The organism is Nitrincola alkalisediminis (assembly GCF_009821115.1).
Lineage (GTDB): Bacteria > Pseudomonadota > Gammaproteobacteria > Pseudomonadales > Balneatricaceae > Nitrincola > Nitrincola alkalisediminis.
On the sequence record NZ_VYTY01000008.1, the window covers coordinates 135,686 to 157,264 of the forward strand.

Annotated in this window: 18 protein-coding genes; 12 read left to right on the forward strand and 6 right to left on the reverse strand. The window is 47.5% G+C overall.

Going from position 1 to position 21,579, the window contains the following annotated elements; all coding sequences use genetic code 11:
* Positions 1-5 precede the first annotated feature (5 nt).
* On the forward strand, positions 6-890 hold the full coding sequence (locus F5971_RS13305; protein WP_036510484.1) for a LysR family transcriptional regulator: 885 nt from the start codon (positions 6-8) through the stop codon (positions 888-890).
* Positions 891-945: 55 nt separating this feature from the next.
* Here F5971_RS13305 and codA read toward each other — a convergent pair whose 3' ends face one another.
* The 3 genes from codA to codB are packed head-to-tail and all read right to left on the reverse strand — an operon-like array spanning position 946 to position 4,669.
* On the reverse strand, positions 946-2,196 hold the full coding sequence (gene codA / locus F5971_RS13310) for a cytosine deaminase (protein ID WP_036510481.1): 1,251 nt from the start codon (positions 2,194-2,196) through the stop codon (positions 946-948).
* Between the two features lie 11 nt (positions 2,197-2,207).
* Complete coding sequence (locus tag F5971_RS13315; protein ID WP_036510478.1) at positions 2,208-3,416, reverse strand: PucR family transcriptional regulator; 1,209 nt, start codon at positions 3,414-3,416, stop codon at positions 2,208-2,210.
* The gene (gene codB / locus F5971_RS13320) at positions 3,413-4,669 is read right to left on the reverse strand and encodes a cytosine permease (protein ID WP_193495343.1); all 1,257 of its coding nucleotides are present in this window, start codon (positions 4,667-4,669) and stop codon (positions 3,413-3,415) included. Before codB ends, F5971_RS13315 begins: the two co-directional genes overlap by 4 nt.
* A 397-nt stretch (positions 4,670-5,066) precedes the next feature.
* Between codB and F5971_RS13325 the strand changes: the two genes are divergently transcribed.
* The 6 genes from F5971_RS13325 (at position 5,067) to F5971_RS13350 (ending at position 10,797) form a co-directional block, all read left to right on the forward strand.
* On the forward strand, positions 5,067-5,942 hold the full coding sequence (locus F5971_RS13325) for a MurR/RpiR family transcriptional regulator (RefSeq protein ID WP_193495347.1): 876 nt from the start codon (positions 5,067-5,069) through the stop codon (positions 5,940-5,942).
* Positions 5,943-6,089: 147 nt separating this feature from the next.
* A complete protein-coding gene (locus tag F5971_RS13330; RefSeq protein WP_193495350.1) occupies positions 6,090-7,088 on the forward strand; it encodes a TRAP transporter substrate-binding protein in 999 nt (332 codons plus the stop codon).
* A 23-nt stretch (positions 7,089-7,111) separates the two neighbouring features.
* Positions 7,112-7,633, forward strand: coding sequence for a TRAP transporter small permease (locus F5971_RS13335; protein ID WP_036510469.1), 522 nt, complete (start codon positions 7,112-7,114; stop codon positions 7,631-7,633).
* A complete protein-coding gene (locus F5971_RS13340; protein WP_193495353.1) occupies positions 7,633-8,922 on the forward strand; it encodes a TRAP transporter large permease in 1,290 nt (429 codons plus the stop codon). Before F5971_RS13335 ends, F5971_RS13340 begins: the two co-directional genes overlap by 1 nt.
* Before the next feature lie 4 nt (positions 8,923-8,926).
* Positions 8,927-9,616 (forward strand): aspartate/glutamate racemase family protein, encoded by a 690-nt coding sequence (locus F5971_RS13345; RefSeq protein ID WP_193495355.1) that lies wholly within the window; start codon positions 8,927-8,929, stop codon positions 9,614-9,616.
* Positions 9,613-10,797, forward strand: coding sequence for an MFS transporter (locus F5971_RS13350; RefSeq protein WP_193495358.1), 1,185 nt, complete (start codon positions 9,613-9,615; stop codon positions 10,795-10,797). The genes F5971_RS13345 and F5971_RS13350 overlap by 4 nt, the downstream gene beginning before the upstream one ends.
* A gap of 58 nt (positions 10,798-10,855) precedes the next feature.
* On the opposite strand, the gene F5971_RS13355 is transcribed toward F5971_RS13350, so the two are convergent.
* Positions 10,856-11,656, reverse strand: coding sequence for an enoyl-CoA hydratase (locus tag F5971_RS13355; protein WP_193495360.1), 801 nt, complete (start codon positions 11,654-11,656; stop codon positions 10,856-10,858).
* Between the two features lie 69 nt (positions 11,657-11,725).
* Entirely contained in the window at positions 11,726-14,983 is a 3,258-nt protein-coding gene (locus tag F5971_RS13360; protein WP_193495364.1) for a putative bifunctional diguanylate cyclase/phosphodiesterase, read from the reverse strand.
* A 183-nt stretch (positions 14,984-15,166) separates the two neighbouring features.
* Here F5971_RS13360 and F5971_RS13365 point away from each other — a divergent pair, with 183 nt between their 5' ends.
* The 4 genes from F5971_RS13365 (at position 15,167) to F5971_RS13380 (ending at position 18,809) form a co-directional block, all read left to right on the forward strand.
* Positions 15,167-16,087 (forward strand): pirin family protein, encoded by a 921-nt coding sequence (locus tag F5971_RS13365; protein ID WP_193495367.1) that lies wholly within the window; start codon positions 15,167-15,169, stop codon positions 16,085-16,087.
* On the forward strand, positions 16,050-16,667 hold the full coding sequence (locus tag F5971_RS13370; RefSeq protein WP_081763797.1) for a redoxin domain-containing protein: 618 nt from the start codon (positions 16,050-16,052) through the stop codon (positions 16,665-16,667). Before F5971_RS13365 ends, F5971_RS13370 begins: the two co-directional genes overlap by 38 nt.
* A gap of 208 nt (positions 16,668-16,875) precedes the next feature.
* Complete coding sequence (locus F5971_RS13375) at positions 16,876-17,595, forward strand: gamma-glutamyl-gamma-aminobutyrate hydrolase family protein (RefSeq protein WP_193495371.1); 720 nt, start codon at positions 16,876-16,878, stop codon at positions 17,593-17,595.
* A complete protein-coding gene (locus F5971_RS13380) occupies positions 17,592-18,809 on the forward strand; it encodes an FAD-dependent oxidoreductase (protein WP_193495374.1) in 1,218 nt (405 codons plus the stop codon). The genes F5971_RS13375 and F5971_RS13380 overlap by 4 nt, the downstream gene beginning before the upstream one ends.
* On the opposite strand, the gene F5971_RS13385 is transcribed toward F5971_RS13380, so the two are convergent.
* On the reverse strand, positions 18,795-19,859 hold the full coding sequence (locus tag F5971_RS13385) for a GlxA family transcriptional regulator (RefSeq protein WP_051514363.1): 1,065 nt from the start codon (positions 19,857-19,859) through the stop codon (positions 18,795-18,797). The two genes, F5971_RS13380 and F5971_RS13385, sit on opposite strands and share 15 nt — an antisense overlap.
* 183 nt (positions 19,860-20,042) lie before the next feature.
* On the opposite strand from F5971_RS13385, the gene F5971_RS13390 reads away from it, so the two are divergent.
* Positions 20,043-21,476: an alanine/glycine:cation symporter family protein gene (locus F5971_RS13390; RefSeq protein WP_036510445.1), complete on the forward strand. Its 1,434-nt coding sequence runs from the start codon at positions 20,043-20,045 to the stop codon at positions 21,474-21,476.
* Positions 21,477-21,579: the final 103 nt, after the last annotated feature.

The following is a 21,579-nucleotide window of genomic DNA, read 5'->3' on the forward strand; positions in this document are numbered from 1 at the left end:
GCCCTATGGATCGCTTAACTGCCATGCGCAGCTTTGTTGAGGTCGCAAATACTGCAAGCTTTACGCATGCAGCTGAAAACTTAAACCTAAGTCGCTTGCAGGTTTCGCGTCATGTGCAAGAAATTGAGGATTGGCTAAAACAACGCTTACTGCATCGAACTACACGCAAAGTCAGCCTTACGGCAGCAGGTGAGATAGCATTAAGTCAATGCGAACAAATTTTAAATCAGACCGTTGCCCTGGAAATGCAGGCGCTCGAAGGCGCTCAATCCCTAAGCGGCTCGATTCGTATCTCAGCACCGATTGGTCTGTCACAAAACCTATTACTGGATGCAGTCGAGCACTTTGTGGATGCACACCCTCAGGTCATGATTGATATTCTTGCGTCGGATCAACTCGCACAGCTTGTTGATGACCGAGTCGATATCGCATTGCGCTTCGTCAATCAACCCGATGAAAATCTCATTGCACGCAGGCTCATGCAAGTGGGCATGGTTGTCGCAGCAACGCCGACGTATCTTGAACAGCACCCTCCGATCAACCACCCAAATGACCTGTTACAACACAATTGCTTAGTTCATACGAGCGGTAATAAATGGACGTTTTTCTATGACAATCAACCCATCAACATCACCGTAAAAGGCAATCTTCGGGCCAATGATATGGGCATTTTATGTCGCGCCGCGCTTCACCATAAAGGCGTCTTGCGCCTTCCTCGTGACTTAGCCAACCCTCTCTTGAAAAGGGGTGCGCTAATGCCTATTTTGTCTCGCTACCATTTACCCAGCAGCGTTATTTGGGCCGTTTACTTATCGCGCAGTTATCAAACGCCACTGGTTCGGCAATTTATTGATTTTTTAGCCGAACGCTGGAGCCAAGACTTAATTTAACCTTGGCTTCAGGGCTCTTAGCAGGTACACAGAAGGCTAGATTCCTTATACATGCCTAAGCGGGCAGGTCTAATGTTGTTATCACTCGTGATGGTTCTCTTTGCATTAAGATTTTCCCCTTACGCACAGACAGCAGCACATCACTTTGCTGTCGTAGCACTGAGTAATCATCTTCACCTTGCAGGAGAATAAAACTGGCTGGTTTTCCAACGGCAATACCATACTCCTCCCCTAGATTTAAGGTTCTAGCGGCATTGTCAGTTATAAAATTCAGTGAAGTTTGAAAGTCCTTATAGCCCATCATTTGACAGATATGCAAACCAAAGTCGAGAGTACGCAATAAGCTGCCATTGCCTAAGGAATACCAAGGATCGAATATTGAATCCTGCCCAAAACACACATTCATGCCAGCCGCCGTAAGCTCCTTGACGCGTGTGACCCCTCTTCGCTTTGGAAAAGTATCAAAGCGCCCCTGCAAATGAATACTCTCTGTCGGACAAGATACAAAATTAATATTCGAGCGTTTTAATAAACGAAATAATTTCGAGCAATAGGCGTTATCATATGAATGCATCGCGGTCGTATGACTCGCCGTCACGCGCTCTCCTATGTCATTAAACAATGCCTCCGCTGCTAACACCTCTAGAAAGCGTGATCCTGGGTCATCTATTTCGTCACAGTGTACATCAATCAACTTATCGTACTTGATCGCTAATTTTACGAGCGTTTTAACCGATGCCTCACCTAGTTCACGTGTGTACTCAAAATGAGGAATCCCCCCTACAACATCAGCCCCTGCCTCAATAGCAGCTTCCAGAAGCGCTTCACCTTTAGGAAAGGAATGTATGCCTTCCTGAGGGAAAGCGACCACCTGAATATCAATGCAATCGCGTAATTCATCGCGCAACGCACACAAGGTATGCAACCCCAACAAGCTGGGATCGGTTGTATCCACATGGGTACGTATGTGTTGAACGCCCCGCTCCACCAGCATTTGCACGGTTTTCAGCACACGACTTCGTAGATCTGCTTCGCTTAATAACGGTTTACGCTGTGCCCAACGTTCAATGCCTTCAAATAAGGTACCACTGTGATTCCAATCGGGCTCACCTGCGGTCAAGGCTGCATCCAAATGAATATGAGGTTCGATAAAAGGGGCGCAGATTAAATAGCCTTGAGCATCAATCTGCCCCTCTTCAAGGGCCTTAACACCTGACTGCACGTGAATCTGACTAAAACGACCGTCACGAATGGTTAAGTGATGCAACTCATTCGAGTGACGTAATCGGGCATTAATAATGTCCATAAACTACCTACCTAATCTGTAATCGTATGATTTTGAAATAACATTTGTTCGATTAATAATGCATTTTGTAAGTTAAGCCGCTGAAAAGCATCCGCGAGTGAACAATGGGTTAAGCGCTCAATCTGCTTTATGCGATTGTTGAGGGTGTTTCGATGGATGCCGAGCGCTTCCGCCGTCTCTTGCAAATGCCCAGCATGATTCAAAAATGCACTGAGTGTGGCTTTGAGTTTTTGCGAATTAGGGTCGCGCGCAAAACACAACTCACGCAGGTTTTCTTGGCAAAAGTCAGCCAATAAATGACGTTGTGGAATCGCGGCAAACAAACGGCAGACACCCAACTGTTCGTGTAAAAAAATGGATCGTTCTGGATGCTGTTGGGCAAAACGCAGCGCTTGCCGTGCTTGCTCAACAGCGGCCCCAAACTGAGTTAACTCCTTATGAACGCTACTTAACCCCATAAAAATACGACTATGAGGTAAGCTGTGTTTAAGACGCACTAAAATTTGTTCCGCTTCATCTAAGCGCTCAGCTCCTGCACTTTCACAGGGCCAAAGTAAAATAAAATCAGACTCACACACCAGCACAGGCCAAGGATTATCGCGACGCTGCAAAAGATCGCTAATCAACTGCTCAAGCAAATGCGGTTGTTGCAAACGTGAAAGCGCAGCATCGTCTTCTTGGCACACACTTGTAGACAGCGCTATGGCCGAAAAACAGTTTAACTGGCTTAGTCCCAATTCTTGCGAGCGTAAGTGAATCAATTCCGGCGCATCGGCATAGCCATTCATTAATCGGGTAAGGAACATATGTATCGATTGACCGATCAAATTGTCTTGCACGATCGCATTACTGATCACCTCGGTCACTGTCACCATTTTCAATGCGTAAGGCTGTTCGAAAACCGGAAAATTCATTTGGTTCGCTAAGTTCAACAGAGATTTGGGTATTGTCTTGATATATTCATCACCCGTTAGAATCACCAATCCCGCAACCTGATGATCAATACATTCATGCAACAAAGCACAAAGGCTCGACTCGGAACGCAATAGATTAATTCCCGTCACAAAAACCAACTCTCCGCCTTTAATCCAAGGAGAAATTGATTCATTCTCAGCAATATAAGGCCAACGCACAATGCGTGAAGCCCCCTGTAACCCAGCTCGAAAGCGAATGCTCTCGAGCCCAGGTAGTTTAGGTATATCGGCACAGCGTATTGTCATTGTTCAACCGATCTCATTTTAACCTGTGGAACCGAAACCTTAAGCAGTAAAGTGTAAGCTACTGCAGCTCCGACAACACCGACAACGGGTGGAAGTATTGGTGAATAGTAAGCCATTCCTGAGCCAATGGCATACGCGGCTAAACCATGCCAATTGAAATCAGGCAGCGTCACGCTACTGAGTAAGGGGTATTTTCCTTTATGATGAAGCCAATAATCGGCCATGATCACCCCACCGATTGGCGGAATAAACGTGCCGAGTAGAATCAAAAAGGGAATTAGAAAATTGTACATTCCACCCACGGCTAGCACTGTGCCTATAGCAGCACCGCTCACGGTTACCAAACGACGACGATCCGTTCTCAATAGATTGCAGCCTGCAACAGCAAAGTTATAAATCGTATTGTCCTGTGTCGTCCAAATATTGAGAAAGAGCATTAAGACCGCGAGTACAACAAACCCTTGCGCCAACATGACATCAACAATATCCGCTTGTTGGTAGATAAGCGCGCCAAGTGCTCCCGTCAACACCATCAAACCGTTACCGATAAAAAAAGCTGCCAACGTAGCAATAACGGCTATTTTTGGACTGGCTGCAAAGCGACTCCAGTTTGTGGCCTGTGTCGCGCCGCTCACAAAGGTGCCAATAATCACGGTCACGGCTGCAGCAAAACTCATACTGCCACTTCCTGATTGGCCTGCCAGCACACCAAGCCCTCCTACATCAATCAGTCCTTTGTATAGACTGATCAAAATAAACACCATCATGGCTGGCACAGCGAAGCGTGAAAGCCAATCCAGACCTTTATAGCCAATCATAGCCGTGGCACAAAACGCAAAACCAAATACAATCATCAAGGGAATTTCCAGCGCTTCTGGCAAGCCCGTTGTTTTAATCAATACAATCGATAACGTGGCGGTTCCCCAAGCATACCAACCTATCTGAGTGAAACCTAAAATAAAATCAGACAGTTTACTGCCCTTTTCTCCAAAGCAAAAACGCCCCATCAATACTGAGTTTAGACCACTCTTACAGGCAATATAGGCTAAAGCGGCCGCATAAGTGCCCAGTAACAAATTGCCGATTAAAATCACAAAAAGCAGTTCAGAAAAGCTAAATGCTGCTCCCAGCGATCCACCCGCCCACATGGTGGCAGTAAAGAAGGTAAAGCCTAGCAATACTAATGACGTCGATACTAAGCCTTTACGCGCATCGGCGGGTACTTCACTTAGTGGATAATCTGTTTCGTTCATAATCCTATCCCCAGTTAATTTTGGATAAACATCCCAGCGCCTATCGGATAAGCAAACCACTCAATCATCTAAGCACTCAGACAGTAACTGCAATGGATATGCCAGACGTTTCAAAAAAGAGGACGCTCATAGACTCATGTGCTGATTGAACACCGCTTAATTGCACTGAGTGTGCATTTTGCACAGTGAGGCATACTGTATATAGCGAAGTGCGGATAGCGGTGCCTTAAAATAGCCCGTAAGCTGGGTAGTGTGCATCAATTCTGTGTGAATTTAGCGCTTCAATGGCCCATTTAGGGTGCTAAATATTGGAATCACGCCAAATAGAACAAATCTTTTTTGACCTACAACGCCCATGAAAATATAATTTCATCAAATTGATTTTTCTGGATACGGTATGCCTTCGACTCAAGCGCCAACGTTTCTTTCTCGCATTCGATCGGCCCTACCTGATCTTCATCCAAGCGAGCGGCGTTTAGCCGACACCTTATTGTCGTTTCCTGGCGAAATTGCCAGCTATTCCGCCACAGAGCTCTCACAACTCGCCAATGTATCAAATGCAACAGTTACTCGCTTCGTCAGACGCTTGGGCTATTCCAGTTTTGATGAGGCGCGACAAGCGGCAAGACTCACACAACAAAGCGGTGCTGCCGTGTTTCAAAGTCTAGTCTCGAAACAAGGCCCTGAATCAGCGCTCGCGGCACATATTGAACAAAGTCGAATTAATACTGAAAATTCGTTTGCAGGCATTACACTGGCTGAAATAGACAATATTGCTTCGGCAATGCTAAAAGCAAATCGTGTTTGGATTATTGGATTTCGAACCGCGCATGCATTTGCGGTGTATTTAGGGGCTCAAATGGGCCAAATCCTGCCAAATATCACCCTCTTACCTCAAGCGGGCCAAACATTGGCCGAAAGCCTTTGCAGCATCGATAAACATGATCTTGTTTTAGTTTTTTCACTGCGTCGTCCCATCAAGCAGCTGGAAAATATTTTTCGCGAGCTTGCTAACAGCGAAGCATCAAGCCTTGTCATTACCGACACCCCCACACTCAGCCAAGACAGCACGTCCCTGCCCTTTGAAACTCGTTTCAATCCTACTTGGACACTGCGGGTGCAAACCACGGCGCCTGGCCCCTTGTTCAATCACGCGGCTGTACTGGCCCTCTGCCATCTAGTGTCCACACGACTTCTGGAGCTATCAGGCCCCGCCGGACGCCGCCGCTTACTGAGCATTGAAGCGCTACACGACACACTCGACGAAATTTAATGTTTATTTTTTTAAAAAAATTTCGTTCGATCTGTTGTGAAAAATATTTTTTGTGATATCTTTTAATGAAAAATAATTATCACAAAAAACAAATTGCCCCTCAATAAGAATCGCCTAATCGGCTAATCAACTTAATGAGGTACTGCTATGTCTTTATTGACGAAAACAACCCTGCGTAAAGCAGCCCTAGTCTTAGCACTGGGCGCACTTCTTCCGGTCACTGCATTGGCAAGACCCGTTGTTCTGCAAATAAATTCATCTCTACCGAATGGTAGCTTTGCTCATACGTTCTTAATGGAGTTCAAAAACAGAGTCGAAGCCGAGTTGCCGGACAAAATCGACGTACAAATTTTCATGGGCAATACACTAGGATCAGAAGAGGATGTGCTACAAGGCATGGGCTTTGGCACACACCATGCTTCGTTATCCGCATCAGCCGTGGTACAAGTCAACCCCCGTACAGCGGTGTTTGACCTGCCTTACCTGTTTGAAAACAGAGATAAAGTCCAAGAGTTTGCCGCCTCTCCCGCATTTGACATGTTGTCTGAAGGCTTTTCTGGCAAAGGGATTGTGCTCTCAGCCTTATGGGATAACGGGTTTCGGGTCATCACCAATTCAGTACGCCCAGTGGTCACACCTGCCGATTTAAATGGCCTAAAAATTCGCACTCCGACCAGTCGGCAGCGGGTTGCTATGTTCAATACGCTGGGTGCCAATGCGACACCACTCTCCTTTGGTGAGGTTTACTCAGGTCTAGATCAAGGCGTCATTGACGGACAAGAAAACCCCGCTCAAATCGTCGAAAGTGCTCGGCTCTATGAGGTGCAAAAATACCTTTCGCTGTCTAACCACGTCTACCTACCCACGTTTATGCTGTTTGGCCAGCCTTGGTTAAATGCTCAGACACCCGAAATTCGTGACACTGTTTTACGCATCGCAGCGGAAACCGCACCCTGGACCTTTACTTGGGGTGAAGAAACCGACGCACGTGTTCTGGAGGAGTTAGCTGAAAAAATTGCCATTAATGAGGTGGATTTTGAAGCCTTCCAGGCCGCAGCCTTACCCTTGTATGACAGCCCTCTGTTTGTTGATGCCATCGGCGCTGACATGATTCAGGTCACCCGCGAAGTTCTTGGCCTCAACTAAACCCTAATTAACAGGAGGTGCCCATGGAAACCCTGGGTAAAAGTATTCTCTGGCTTGATCGCTGGATGTGTCGCGCTCTGGATGTTTTTACGATCACCGTGGCCGCCGTCCTGTTGATCTTACTCAACTACGCTGTTTTTTCACGGTTTGTGTTAAATGCATCCGTGTCTTGGGGCGAGGAGCTTCCCGCCCATATTTTAGCAATGCTAACGTTTATCGGTGCGGCTTACCTCACACGTACAAACGAGCATCTGGGCTTTGATGGCGTCGCTCGTAGCTTACCTGCTCAGTTACAACGCGTGCTTGCCTGCATCAACCAACTCCTGATGGCGAGCTTTGCACTCGCCCTCTTGTGGTATGGCGGCAAAGCGGCCTTAAGCTTTTCTGGACGTATGCTGATATCCGTCGACTTGCCTGTGATTTTATTTCGGGGAGCCGTTCCCGTCGGCGGCGCGCTCGTCTTAATGATTTGCACCGTGCGTTTTTTTGGACTGTTGCTAGGGCGCATCAACCCAAACGATTTACTGCCTGAAGGAGACGGCTGATGTTAATTGAACCGGGCTATTTAATCTTAATTCTTTTAGTGGTGTTGCTCACCATCGGCATCCCCATTGCGTATGTGTTGGGCATCACGGCGATGCTAATGATCTTTCTTGATCCGGCGGTCATGCCCATGATTATGGGACTAATCCCCTTTGGCGGGGCCAATAATTACCTGCTCGTGGCAGCGTTGTTATTCATGATCGCAGGAGAGGTGATGAACCAAGGCAAAATCGCCGAAAAGCTCATCGCTTTTGCATCCTCTTTGGTGGGCCATATTCGTGGTGGCCTTGCACACGTCAACATTTTAACCTCTTTATTTTTCTCAGAAATTTCAGGGACGGCAACATCCGATGCTGCAGCTATCGGGTCCGTGATGATTCCGCAAATGAAAAAACGCGGCTACTCGGCTGCATTTGCGGCGGCCGTCACCTCGACGTCTGCGACCATGGCGATTATCGTTCCCCCTTCACTCAACTTAATTCTCTATGCCTATGTCGCCAATGCATCCATTGCGGAACTCTTTGCGGCTGGGATATTACCGGGCTTTTTGGTCTGCTTTTTGTTGGTAATGACGGCCTATGGGCTCGCCGTTTGGAAAGGATACCCTACGGAAGGTAAATTTAATTTCTCACGCGTACTCGACACAGGTAAAGATGCAGCCTTACCCCTAACCCTGCCTATTTTGATCCTATTCGGTATTTTAGGCGGCATTTTTACCGCCACTGAAGCCGGTGCCGTGGCAGCTCTTTGGGCAATTTTAATGGCCTCACTGTTTTATCGGACACTCACTTGGGAAAACTTCCTTGATACCCTGCGTATTTCCGGTAAACGCAGCGCTATGCTCATGTTCATCGTGGCAACCTCAACACTATTGGGTTGGTACTTGACCAATCAGCGCATCCCACAAGACATCGCAATGGCGATCCTCGGAATTTCGGATAACTACTGGGTTATTCTATTGGCCATTAACGTATTTTTCTTGCTTGCCGGAACCATCGTTCATGGTACGCCGGCCATATTAATGCTGGTGCCAATCTTTTTACCGCTGGCCGACCAACTGGGCATTGATCGCGTCCACTTCGGTTTAATTGTAACCATCAATCTCGGTATCGGTCAGCAAACGCCTCCGGTTGCTTCCGTGGTGTTAATCACCTGCTCGATTGCACGCATCACCATTATGCAAATTATTCCACCTCTAATGTGGTTTATTGGCACAATGCTGATTGCACTCTTGTTGATCAATGTTTTTCCCGCTATTTCGCTTTGGTTACCCTCGGTTTTATTAGGCTAATACTATGAAATTATTAATTATTAATCCAAACTCATCCCCCTCTGTTACGGCTCGAATAGACGCCGCAGCACAAGCTGCACGCCTACCTCATGAGTCAATCACGACGATCTGTGCAGAAGGTGCGCCTGAGTTAATTGTCACCCCCGAGGATGCACTCATAGCAGAGAAAGCCGTTACACAAACCTTAGCTAACTGGAGCACTCCAATCGATGGCATTATTCTCGCGTCCTTTGGCGATACCGGATTGGCTGTGGTGCGCAAACAATGCGGTGTACCGGTCGTCGGTATCGCTCAATCCGCCTACGCCATGGCCTCCGTCATTGGAACACGTATGTCGATTGTCTCATTCTCTCCGACCATGGCCTCTGCGCTGCGCAAAACAGCCGAAAGCTATGGTTACGGTGGCAACCTCGTCGCCATGCACATGGTTGAGGATGCTCACTGGGAGGATCCAGGCGCCATCCAAGAGGCGCTTGCCGATGAGCTTTTAGCACTCTGCTGTTTATCTGCACAGAAGGATAAGGTGCATAGCATCGTACTGGGCGGCGGCCCCTTAGCGGGTCTGGCTGCACGACTTCAGCCGAATGTTAGTGTACCCGTAATTGATGGCACAACCGCCGCCATTGCAACTCTTCGAGTCGCACTCATGGCTCACCCGTCATCTAAAGTGGATGCATTGAATGTAAGGGCATGAAAATACCAACACAGCAAAAGCTTCATTTTTCACTTATTTTTGCAGCTCAGGCACTTGGCGCTCTTTGTGTTCTGGGCGTACTGGCCTCAGGCCCTCAACTGATGAGTGAATTGGGCCTTTCAGCACTGCAGGTCGGGGGACTTGCCAGTGCCTATTCTGCTACATTGGCGGCCGCCTCTTTTCCAGCCGGAATGTTAACGGATAAAATCGGAACCCGGCATGCGTTGACACTTTCGGCTTGGGGAATGGCACTTGGCATGCTGGGGGTTGGGCTGGGGCAAAGCTATCTCCAACTCTGTATCGGCATGGCCATTTGTGGTGCAGGCTATGGGATGATTAACCCAGCCGCAGGCCGCGCTATTTCTCTCTGGTTCTCACCGGATTGGCGCGGCACTCTCATTGGCTTAAAGCAAACAGGAGTGCCCGTCGGTGGCGCTATCGGCACTGGACTTGCTGGCTTAGGGATTGTCTACGGCTGGCAACTCGGCGTGATATTGATTGCGATCTTCGCTGCCTGTCTTGGCAGTTTATTTTGGCTGTTTTTACCTAAAAATGAGGGCAGGTCTCCTGCTCTCTCTCAAGGTCTCTCGTCTCAGCCTATTCGAAATGTGCTAAAAACCCCGCATCTAAGTCGCGCAAATTTGGCATCAGGACTCACAAATGGCGGTCAATTCACGCTTTGGGCCTTTTTAGCTGAAGTGCTCAGACAGTCAGCGACATTAAGTGCATCGTTAATCACGTTATGCATGGGGCTATTACAACTTGGTACATTGATCGGGCGTCTCTTTTGGGGCGTCATGAATGATCACATGTTCGGCAAAAATCCAGCCAAGACGCTACAATGGATCTGTGCGGTAGCCTTCTTCGGCGCTCTGCTGTTAATCCTGCAAGCCGAACTGCAACTCTGGGCACTCGCTCCCATCGCCGCCCTCTTGCTTGGTTTTTCAACCTGTTCGGCGACGGGCCTACACATCACCTTAACCCTTGCCCTAGCACCTCCTTCGTATACGGGCACTGCCATCGGCTACACCATGCTGGTAACGAATCTAGGCGGAGTCATCGCCCCTCTAGTATTTGGTTTAGTGTTTGATCTAGCCGGAACATGGGGGTTTGCGCTGCTAATGGCCAGTATGATGCTCTTCGCCATTGGCCTCTTAAGATTTGGTCATGCGGTAAATTAGCCTTTAAGGACACGTCCAAACGGTGAGTTTGTCAACGCAGCAAACTCACCGATCACGCTCACTCTTTATCCTGCTCCCAAATGGGGTGACGCTTTTCAACGAATGCGGCAATTCCTTCTTTTGCATCGACAATTTGTAAATTTTTCACCATAACGTCACTGGCATATCGGTAGGCATCGGCTTCGTTAAGATGCAGCTGTTGATAAAACGCCTCTTTGCCTATACGCAGCGTTTGGCCGGATTTTGATGCTATTTTCAACGCGAGGGCGAGGGTTTCGTCATGTAGTTTTTCGTCATCCACAACCTGGCTCACTAAGCCATACGCCAAGGCGGTATCGGCATCAATCGGATCCCCCGTCAACAGCAATTGCATGGCTTGTTTTGGGCTGACATTACGTGTTAAGGCAACCATGGGGGTTGAGCAAAAAAGTCCAATATGAACACCGGGGGTGGCAAAACGGGCAGAGCGTGCTGCAACCGCCAGATCACAGGTCGCCACCAGCTGACAGCCGGCGGCCGTTGCCAAACTCTGCACCGATGCAATCACGGGTTGAGGCATCTGTCGTATACTCAACATTAACTCACTGCAACGGGCAAACAACACCTCATGAAACGCTTGATCGGAGCACGTCACCTCTTTTAAATCATGCCCTGCACAAAATGCCGGGCCATTGGCCGAAATCACCACCACTCGAATAGAGGGCGTTTCTGCGATTTGGTTTAACTCCGTTTGCAGTAAATCAATTAGCTCACTCGACAGGCTGTTTCTGGCCTTTGGGCGATTCAGTGTTAACCAAGCCACACCTTTATGGTCTTCGCGAAGTAACTGTGCAGGGGTATCATTTGAGTTGGATAACATATCGCTTCCTTATTTTTATCTTGCATTGAAAAAACGCTTAACCCGCCCCAAAACAAATAAGTGCACAGGTTAATTTTCTGGTGTATTCAGTCGAATATGCTCAAGCAGCTCCTCTGGCGGCATGGGTTTCGCCAAATAAAAACCTTGCATCACCTCACATCCCATCCCACGCAAATCCATCATCTGCTTGGGCAGCTCGATTCCTTCGGCTACAATTTCTAACTCGATTGACTTTGCCATTGCAACAATCGCCTTAATCACCGCGACCGACTTCCCATCTTCCATATTACTGACAAAGTATTGATCAATTTTAATCACATCAATCGGACAATCTATCAAGCGCTTAAGCGATGAGTAATCGGTTCCAAAGTCATCGATTGCAATAATAATTCCCTCCTTACGCAACTCTAACAAGTTTGCGATGGCTACATCACTATTCGTGAGTATTGCCCTTTCGGTAATCTCTAATTCGAGACAGATGGGAGGGAGTCCACTGGACGACAGTACGCCTAGAACCCGCGACACGAAATTCGGATGGGCGATTTCCGTTGGAGATACATTCACGGCAATGCGGCCAAATTTAAGCCCCTGATCCAACCACTCTTTGGCCTGCATACAGGCCGTCATCATAACGAACTCATCAATCGCGGGCAGAAGACCCGAACGACTTGCGATCTCCAAGAACTGATTCGGCAATAGAAGACCTTCCTCTGGGTGCAGCCAACGCGCTAAAGCCTCCACCCCATAAATTCCTTCCCGATCACAGAAGTGCCGAGGTTGATAGTAAACAATGAATTGTTTTTCATCTAAGGCACGCTTTAATTCCGTTTCTCGTTGCCTGCGCAGTTTGACTGCATCATGCATCGTCTGCATAAAGAAATGATAACCATTGCCGCCTTCACTCTTGGCTTGGTACATCGCCAGATCAGCATGCAACAATAACTCATCAGGATCTTGCGTGTCGCCCGGGTAAGTTGTAATACCTATGCTGGTGCCTGTCTGAATGAAATGTCCTGCGACCTGCAGCGGCTGGCTTAATAAGTCGATCACTTTTTGGGCTGCCAACGCTGCGCTTTCTGGCTCGGTGAGATCATTTAAAATAATAGCAAACTCATCGCCACCTAATCGGGCAATCGTGTCGGTATCACGAACAACCTCACGCAACATATCGGCGACCGCAATCAGAAGCTCGTCACCGACACCATGCCCATAATGATCATTCACTGACTTAAACTTGTCCAAATCAAAAAATAACAGCGCACAGAAATGGTTCTGTCTAATTGACAGTTTGACCGCATCCTGGAGTCGATCATTAAATTCGAAACGATTGGCAAGTCCGGTAAGTGAATCATGGCACGCTAGAAAATGTGCTCGCTCCTGCGCGGAGCGTCGCTCAAGAATTTCATTTCTCATACGCACATTGGCGTCAGTCAATTCTTGAGTACGCTCAGCGACGAGATACTCAAGGTTTTCCTGAATGGCCAGTAGTTCTGCCTCTGTTTGACGACGCTGTGTCACCTCATCTTCAAGATGTACAAGATGACTGCTCACGGTATCGGCCATGTCATTAAATGAGCTCGCAAGTTCCCCGAGTTCATCTCGACTCACCTCCTTGAAGCGAAAAGATCGTTTTCCTTGGCGAAACTGCGAGATACCTTTCACCATCCGACGGATGCGCCCTGACATATAGGATGCCATCCAGATGGCGATCAGCACCACCAATAGAATCATGACCAGCGTGGAGAATGTTAAACTTCTCGCGGTTTGGTTAAGATTTTTATCAATCGCGATGAGTGTCGCATCGCTGAGCTCCCGCATCTGTCCATCGGCATGCATGACAATCCGATCAAGTCGCTCTTTTGAGTCATTGGCGGGCTTATGAAACTCATCAACATTCGCACCAATGGTGACAAAACCAAAACCTCTCGGTGTCTTTGCATATTGTCCCGTGTAATAGGGGATTGCCGCCGCCGTGGTCAACTTCCATAACCCACTCCATAGAATTACAAAGGAACCAGAGCCTCCTTGTTCAGTCAAATTGTGCCAACCGACACACTGTGGAGCAAAATTCAGATAACGACAGTCCAATCCAACCTGTCCAATACGTACCTGCGCCAGTGAAGGCCGTTTATTATGACTTTGTAATAAAAATGGCGGGAGCTGATCAATAAACGCATCATAGCTCAGACCACTGGCTTGCCATGCTTCATAGTGACCCTCTTCAAGCCAAGCCGGCACTCTCTGCCCTGTTTCAGGGTCGTATCCTACAATGGAATGATGTCGAGGGTGGGCAATACTGCGTGCTTTATGATCCCATATAAAGGCGTAGTTACCCGATGCGGCATCTGTAATATCGGTATAGCGCTCAGGGGTCGGCACAATAAAGTCGGTAAAGGCCATAATATGATCGTGATTCAACGCCAAAGTGACCCAACCAATAATCCTGCCATCGTTCATCACGGGGGTTGCCCAGCGCACTAACCCTTCAAAACGCTTTCCAACGGGATTTTCCTTTCCTGAGTACGCACTTTCGTGAGGTGCAAATTCGATCCCCGCTTTTGCTGAGCGTTCCGGCGTATAAGGGCCGATTACTGACGTGCCAACATACGCGCCGATGACCTCGGAAACATACACTTCACCCGGTGCTAGTCGTTTAAGCTCGGCAAAATACCCTTCGGCTTTGATATAAGTATTGGCTGGATCAGAGACATTATGGCGTTGGGCACTCATTCTATTTGATGTCGTTATCTTGACCTGTTCTTGTCCCTGAAGATCAATAAAGGTCATTTCCAAATAAAGAGGCGTGTTGACTCGATTAAACGAAAAAGGTGGCACGTAATTAAAGGCTCGCGCATTGTCATCACTACCCCAGTCTACAGTCGGCGCCTCTAATGCCTGTATGTCTTGGGGTACCCATTCACGTTGATCCTCCGAAAGCTGCCATTGACCATGGCGAACTAAATGGCGTGTCCGGCTGTTGACAAACTGCTCATAAATAGCCGCGTCAACAGGCAATGCCGCCGCCATCCGTATATCACTGTCTCGTTCATACAAAAAGGCGGCAATGGCTTTTGCAACATCCGTGGTTTGACGCTCTATATCCTCTTTAGCCCGCGCATCTAAGGCCTCTACAGCATCGGCGATGGCCACGCGGCCCACTTCATTCACTGATCGAGTCGCAGTTCCGAGTAATTGTTCAACGCCAACAGTCAAATGTCGTCCAAGATTATCCGCCTGCGTCCAAGCCAACCAGCCCAACAACAGTAAAGGAATGACCTTCATCACCACAAACAACAGGACGAGTTTGCCTCGGATTCCTATTTGCATTCTAGTATTACTCTTAAGCAAAAAAATAGGAAATACAGCGGATTATATCGGTCTTTGAGTTCTCAATATAGGCGTGGAAAGGTAAATTCGCTAGTGCTCTCACCGCACTTTGCTTGAGATCCTATCGCCAATGACCTAGTCTGAATGAATCTAACCTTTTCATTTGAGTAAAGAAGCCTTGCTATGAGCACAAACGATTCCTTCTCTGAAGCTGAATGCACAACCAATCAAGGCTGTGATGCCATTGATCTAATCATTGATCCACGGCCTAAAGATCTAGGTGGATTTTCCGTTCGTCGTTGCTTACCCGTTCGTGAACGTCGCTCAGTCGGCCCTTGGGTGTTTTTTGATGAAATGGGCTTGGCGCATTTTCCACCAGGTAAAGGGGTTAATGTACGCCCTCATCCACACATCAATCTAGCGACGGTTACCTATTTATTTGAAGGTGAGATATTGCATCGCGACTCTCTAGGCAGCCATCAACCCATCCGCCCCGGTGATATCAACCTGATGGTCGCCGGAAAAGGCATTGTGCATTCCGAACGCGAGCGTAATGAAGTCAACGCTGTGCCGCACTCGCTTCATGGCTTGCAACTTTGGCTAGCCTTGCCGGATGCCGATGAAGAAATTGATCCCGCTTTTTATCACTACCCCTCGCCTGATATCCCGGCACTTAACCTTGAGGGTGTCAAGGTACGTGTTCTGGTAGGTTCTGCCTATGGTGTCTCTTCACCTGTGAAAACATTCTTTGAAACACTTTACATCGAAGCCGACCTAGCCGAAGGCCAAACACTAAGATTACCCTACGCGGATGAGCGCGGTCTTTATGTTGCTAGCGGAGAAGTTTGTCTATCCGAAACACCGATCAAAGCACATCAAATGGCAGTTTTGACCCAACATCAGGATATTTTAATTACGGCCAGCTCAGCAACTCGCATAGCCTTGATTGGCGGGCAAGGAATTGGCAAACGGTATATGGAATGGAACTTCGTCTCCAGCCGCAAAGAACGCATTGAACAAGCCAAGCAAGACTGGCAGCAAGGGCGTTTTGCAAAAGTGCCGGGAGATGAAGACGAGTTCATTCCCTACCCTACTGTCGACTAACGTTAAACCGTATTATACCCCTCTCCTATTAAATGACGAAAAGCCCGTATTGATGAAGCGTTTGTTTAACCGTTATGCCCAACTGCCAAGACGCTATCGCTGGAGTGTCGAAGCCCTTCTGTTTATCCTGCTGATAGCGGGTGTCCGAGCGTATCAAGCACCTAGCGTTGATTCTGGTTATTTTCCACTTCCAGAGTCTCAGCTTCTTAGTGGAGGGAATATTGCTCTTGGAGACTATGCTGGCCAACCCTTGTTAGTCGTGGTTTGGGCAGACTGGTGCCGTATTTGCCGGATAGAACTGCCGACGATCCATCTTCTGACTCAAGACTATCCCGTGATAACCCTAGCTATGCAATCTGGGTCCGATAACGACGTAAAGGCCTTTTTAACGGCAAATAATCTCGTAGAGCTTCCCGTCATTAATGACCCAAGTGGCGAACTCGCTCAGCGCTTAGGAGTGAGCGTATTACCAACTCTGTTTGTATTAGATTCACAGGGTGAAATTGCATTTTCAGAAGTGGGGTTGACCAGTCGCTGGGGAATTAAGGCGCGTATGTGGTGGGCTGCATTAAAGGGGTGAGATAAAACATCGAATCCTTCGCAAACCTGTTGCTTATATGCCCCCAACACATATGCAAAGCCTGTATTAGACCATCCCAACCACGATGTCTTAAATTTGAAAAATCCGTCTCATTTATATAATCAATATCCCTATACACACGATACTCTACGGCTATCTCTAAAGGGGTAACGTCTTGATCGTTACCCATACCTATAGCGTGATCCTTATGAACGAATTGACTACAGATAAAAAAGCTCCAACCATCTTGTTGATTCAAGACCTAAACGTAACGGCAAATGAACACATCTATCACTGTAATGCCAACTATGCACAAGCACTGTTTCAAGCGGGTGCTTTGCCCTTATTGGCCCCTTTTATTGAAGACTTAATTCCACACCTGATTCATCAATCGGACGGAATTCTATTTTCGGGATCGGCGCCAGGAAATGGCTCATCATCGATACGTACTGATTTTGAAAAAAAGCTGCTTGCCGCTGCATTTGATCATGGCATTCCTGTTTTGGGTATTTGTCACGGCATGCAAATCATCGGTGAGTTCCTCGGTGCCAAGATTGACGATATTCAAGATGCCGAAGTTCAAAGCCTGCACCTACCCTTTTCACAACCGAACCGTCTTGCACATGAAGTGCAGTTGCGTCATGACTCATGGCTACGAGCACAACATGACTCAGAGACCGCTTGGGTAAACAGTTTTCACCGTCAATCATTGGTTGGCTCAGGCAACTTTGATGTTACCGCTTTATCGCCTGATGGTGTCGTCGAAGCCATTGAAGGGCACTTAGACAGTTTATGCATTGGCGTGCAGTGGCACCCTGAATTTCAGTTATCTGAATTTGATAAAAATCTGCTGCGGGGGTTTGTCCAAGCCGCTGCTGAATATTCCAATTGTGCAAACGAATACACAACTACAGACGAGCTAAAATGAAAAAAGCCATTGTTATCGGCGCAGGCGTGGCAGGTGTCGCATCCGCCTATATGCTATGTAAAGCAGGCTTTGCTGTCACCCTGCTGGATGAAAAACCCGCTCCCGCCATGGGGTCAAGCCATCAGAATGGCGCACAGCTTAGTTATGCGTACTGTGATGCGCTCGCATCACCCTCTCTACTGGCTCAACTGCCTGGCATTTTACTGAAAAGAGATCCAGCATACCGCTGTACACTGCAGGCCGATCCTGATTTTTTAGCCTGGGGTTTGCGCTTTTTGATCAACTCAACGTCCGCTCGTTTTTCAAACAATACCTTAACGCTATCTCGCATAGCCTTACGAAGCCACGCACTGTTATTGGAGCTGCTTGAAAAGCACCCAATTGAGTTTGATTACGAGATAAATGGCAAAATGCTGCTCTATCCAACGCTGGAAAGTTGCCAAAAACACGCAAAAATACTGGAGCAAAAAAGACAACAAGGTTTTCAACTGTCAGTCTTAACACGAGAGGAGGCCACCGTGATTGAACCTGCACTGGCGCATTATCCAGACCCGATTGCCTCCGTCGTTTACAGCCCAGGAGATGCGGCTGGACGCCCAGATGTATTTTGTCAAAAGCTGGTAGAGTCACTCCAACATGAATACGGTTTAAAAACACAGTTCAATCAGAAAGTACAACGTATTAATCACACTAAAGACCGGGCGACAGGCGTGAGCTTTAGAGACTCAGCTCCCCTTGAGTGCGATACATTAGTGATCACTACGGGACAATCCTGTGACCTACTCCCTAGCAAAGATCGCTCACTCGGAGATATGTGGCCTGTGCAAGGCTATTCATTTACCGCCGATGCACACCCGCAGGCGATGCAGACCTCTATTACGGATGTTAAACGCAAACTGGTATTTGCACCCTTAGGCAAGGAGTTACGCGTTGCGGGTCTGGCGGACATTGGTCAACACAGATTTCAGTTTATGTCCCATCGCTTTGAGACACTGATGCAAACAGCACAAGCCGCCTTCCCACATTTTTTCGGTGAAGACCAAGGGCCACCTAAGCGTGTTTGGTCGGGTGCCCGTTACGTCACCCCCTCCTCTCAACCGATTATTAGAAGAGGAAGTCTGGCGGGTTTGTATCTGAATCTAGGGCACGGCACCTTAGGCTGGACCCTATCTCTGGGCGCTGCGGAGCAGGTCGCCTCCCTAATCAACTCTTGATATGGAGCCACCTTTACGTATTTCTGATGGGGTGATTCCAAAGCGTTTGCTACACAACGTTGATAAGTGCGCAACGCTTGAGAACCCCGCATCATAGGCCACGGAGGTGATCGGTTTAGACGTATGCTGTAGCAACCATACCGCCAGCTTCAAACGCATTTTAAGCAGGTATTCTCTCGGCGAGACACCAACCTCAGCCGAAAATAACCTCGAAAAATGGCGTTCACTCATACCCAGCTGCTTAGCAAGCTCCGAGACACTTAAAGGTGTCTCTTGGGCATGTTCAATGATCGCGATGGCTTTTTGAATTCTTGGATCCTTGACTTCCATATGGCGAATAATCGCGGATCGCTCAAAATGACTGACGCCACGTCTTTCCGGCAAAGAGATTTGATGAGAGACCTTAGCTGAACGATCAGCACCATAATGCGTTGAGATGATATGCGACATAAGGGCAAGAATAGAGGTACCACCCGGAACCGTAATTACACCATCATCTATGCTGAAATCTTTATGTGTCGTATACAAGAACTTCGGGAAGCGCTGCTCAAAGTCACGTTGATGATAAGGGTGTATACAGGCCTTTACAGTATCTAAATACCCCTCTTCCACTAGGATGAAACTGCCTGTACATACCCCCACCAGCGTACAGGCTGACTGGCGAGCAAGGCGAATATATTGACGGTGTCTTAAGGGTGCTTTGCTCAATTGGCTCAGCAAACCACCTATGACAAAAATGTAATCAAACTCTGCCGGATGGGTGTAATGGCAAGTGGGTTTAAACTCTAAACCGCAACTGGCCTTTATTGGCACATTCGGATTCCCCAGAATTTCCCATCGACCTTCGATTTGCCTGGATTGATCACCAAAATCACCGGCATGACGCAAACTTTCAATAATTCCCGTCAAGGACATGAGTGGAAAATCAGGCCACAGCAAGATGCCAACAACAAGGCCCTGATCCTTTTTTTGATTCAATTGACGAGACCAAACTTCATCCAACCAAGCGATATAGGCTTCGGGCGTGTCTTCAATAGGACTGGAACTCATTGTTTAAATATCCAATTAACAAGCAAGTCTTAAAAATAAACATATTGGCTGAAATATACAAGTATCTACCTCTGAGCCTTATTACTCTGACGCTAGGAAATAAAACAATAACAACACGAGATGATTTCGTAACTGCCAATTGCCCGGGCGAAAAATCTCGGATTAAAAACGGAGAAATGAATAATGACCTTTGTCGAAAATTTTTTTTGCGTTCTGGATGATTTGACCTGGGGATGGTCATTAATTCCACTTCTTGTTATTTTTGGCGCCTTCATAACGCTTATGACAGGCTGTGTACAATTCAGATACTTTAAGCGGATGTTCGCTGTTTTATCACCTAAGAATGAATCAGCAGACCCAAATAATGTCTCCGCGAGAGCCGCATTGATGCTCTCCGTTGGTGGGCGTGTAGGGGGTGGTAATATCGCAGGGGTTGCGGTCGCCATCACGCTTGGTGGACCCGGTGCTGTGTTTTGGATGTGGGCGATTGCATTTATCGGCATGGCAACGAGTTTAGTCGAATGCTCACTTGCTCAACTTTTTAAACGAAAACAGCCGGATGGAACCTTCAGAGGCGGCCCTGCAAACACAATTATTCATGGATTAGGGGCTCAATATAAATGGTTAGCCGTTGTCTATGCGGTCTGTTTACTTGCGGCATTTGGGTTGGGGTTCAATGCATTTCAAGGAAATACCGTTGCAGGATCTGTTGAAAGCAGCTTGGGAATCAACCGTTATATAACGGGAGTGCTCCTAGCGATTGTGACCGCTGCCATTGTCTTTGGCGGGATTCGTCGTATTGCCAGAGTGTCTGAAGTGGTTGTGCCACTCATGGCAATGATTTATATCCTGATGGCCGTCGTGATTATTCTGCTCAACATCACTGAAATTCCAAGCGTACTTGCCAGCATTTTTGCTAATGCCTTTGGTTTTGAAGAAGCTGTCAGTGGTGGCATGGGGGCCGCGATAGCACAAGGTATTCGTCGAGGCTTATTTTCCAACGAAGCAGGTTTAGGCTCGGCCCCTAATGTTGCTGCAGCTGCAGATGTTCGTCATCCTATTAGTCAAGGAATTACACAGTCTTTCTCCGTATTTATTGATACGCTGGTCATTTGCTCATGCACAGCCTTTGTTATCTTACTCGGGAACATTTACAGCCCGGGAGCTAACGGTATCGATGGTGTTGTCTTGACACAACAATCCCTTGCTTATCATCTAGGTGATTGGACGCAATATCTCTTGTCACTCATGATCCTGCTGTTTGCATTTAGCTCTATCATTTATAACTACTATTTGGGTGAAAATGCCATAGCGGTTATGACCCAACATCCGATGGCAACGCTGGCTTTACGCATTGTCATTGTTGCCGTCGTTTTCTTAGGTGCAATTGCGCCGGGAGCGACGGCTGTTTTCTTCTTCTCCGATCCGATGATGGGAGTTCTAGCTGTCGTGAACCTTGTTGCAATTATGATGCTTCTCCCAACCTGCCTTCGTATTCTAAGGGATTATCAAGGACAGTTGAGCCGAGGTATACAAAGACCCGTGCTAAATCCAGAGATGTTTTCAGATCTAGACATAGATGCAACAGCTTGGTCTGAACAAAGTATCCGAAAATAGCAAAGCCTGAACCATTAAGTGGCTTCAAAAGCCGCTTAGATTAAAAAATTCAATTATTCATCTGCACCTTGTTTTTCAGGTAGGTAATTGAATTCACGTTTTA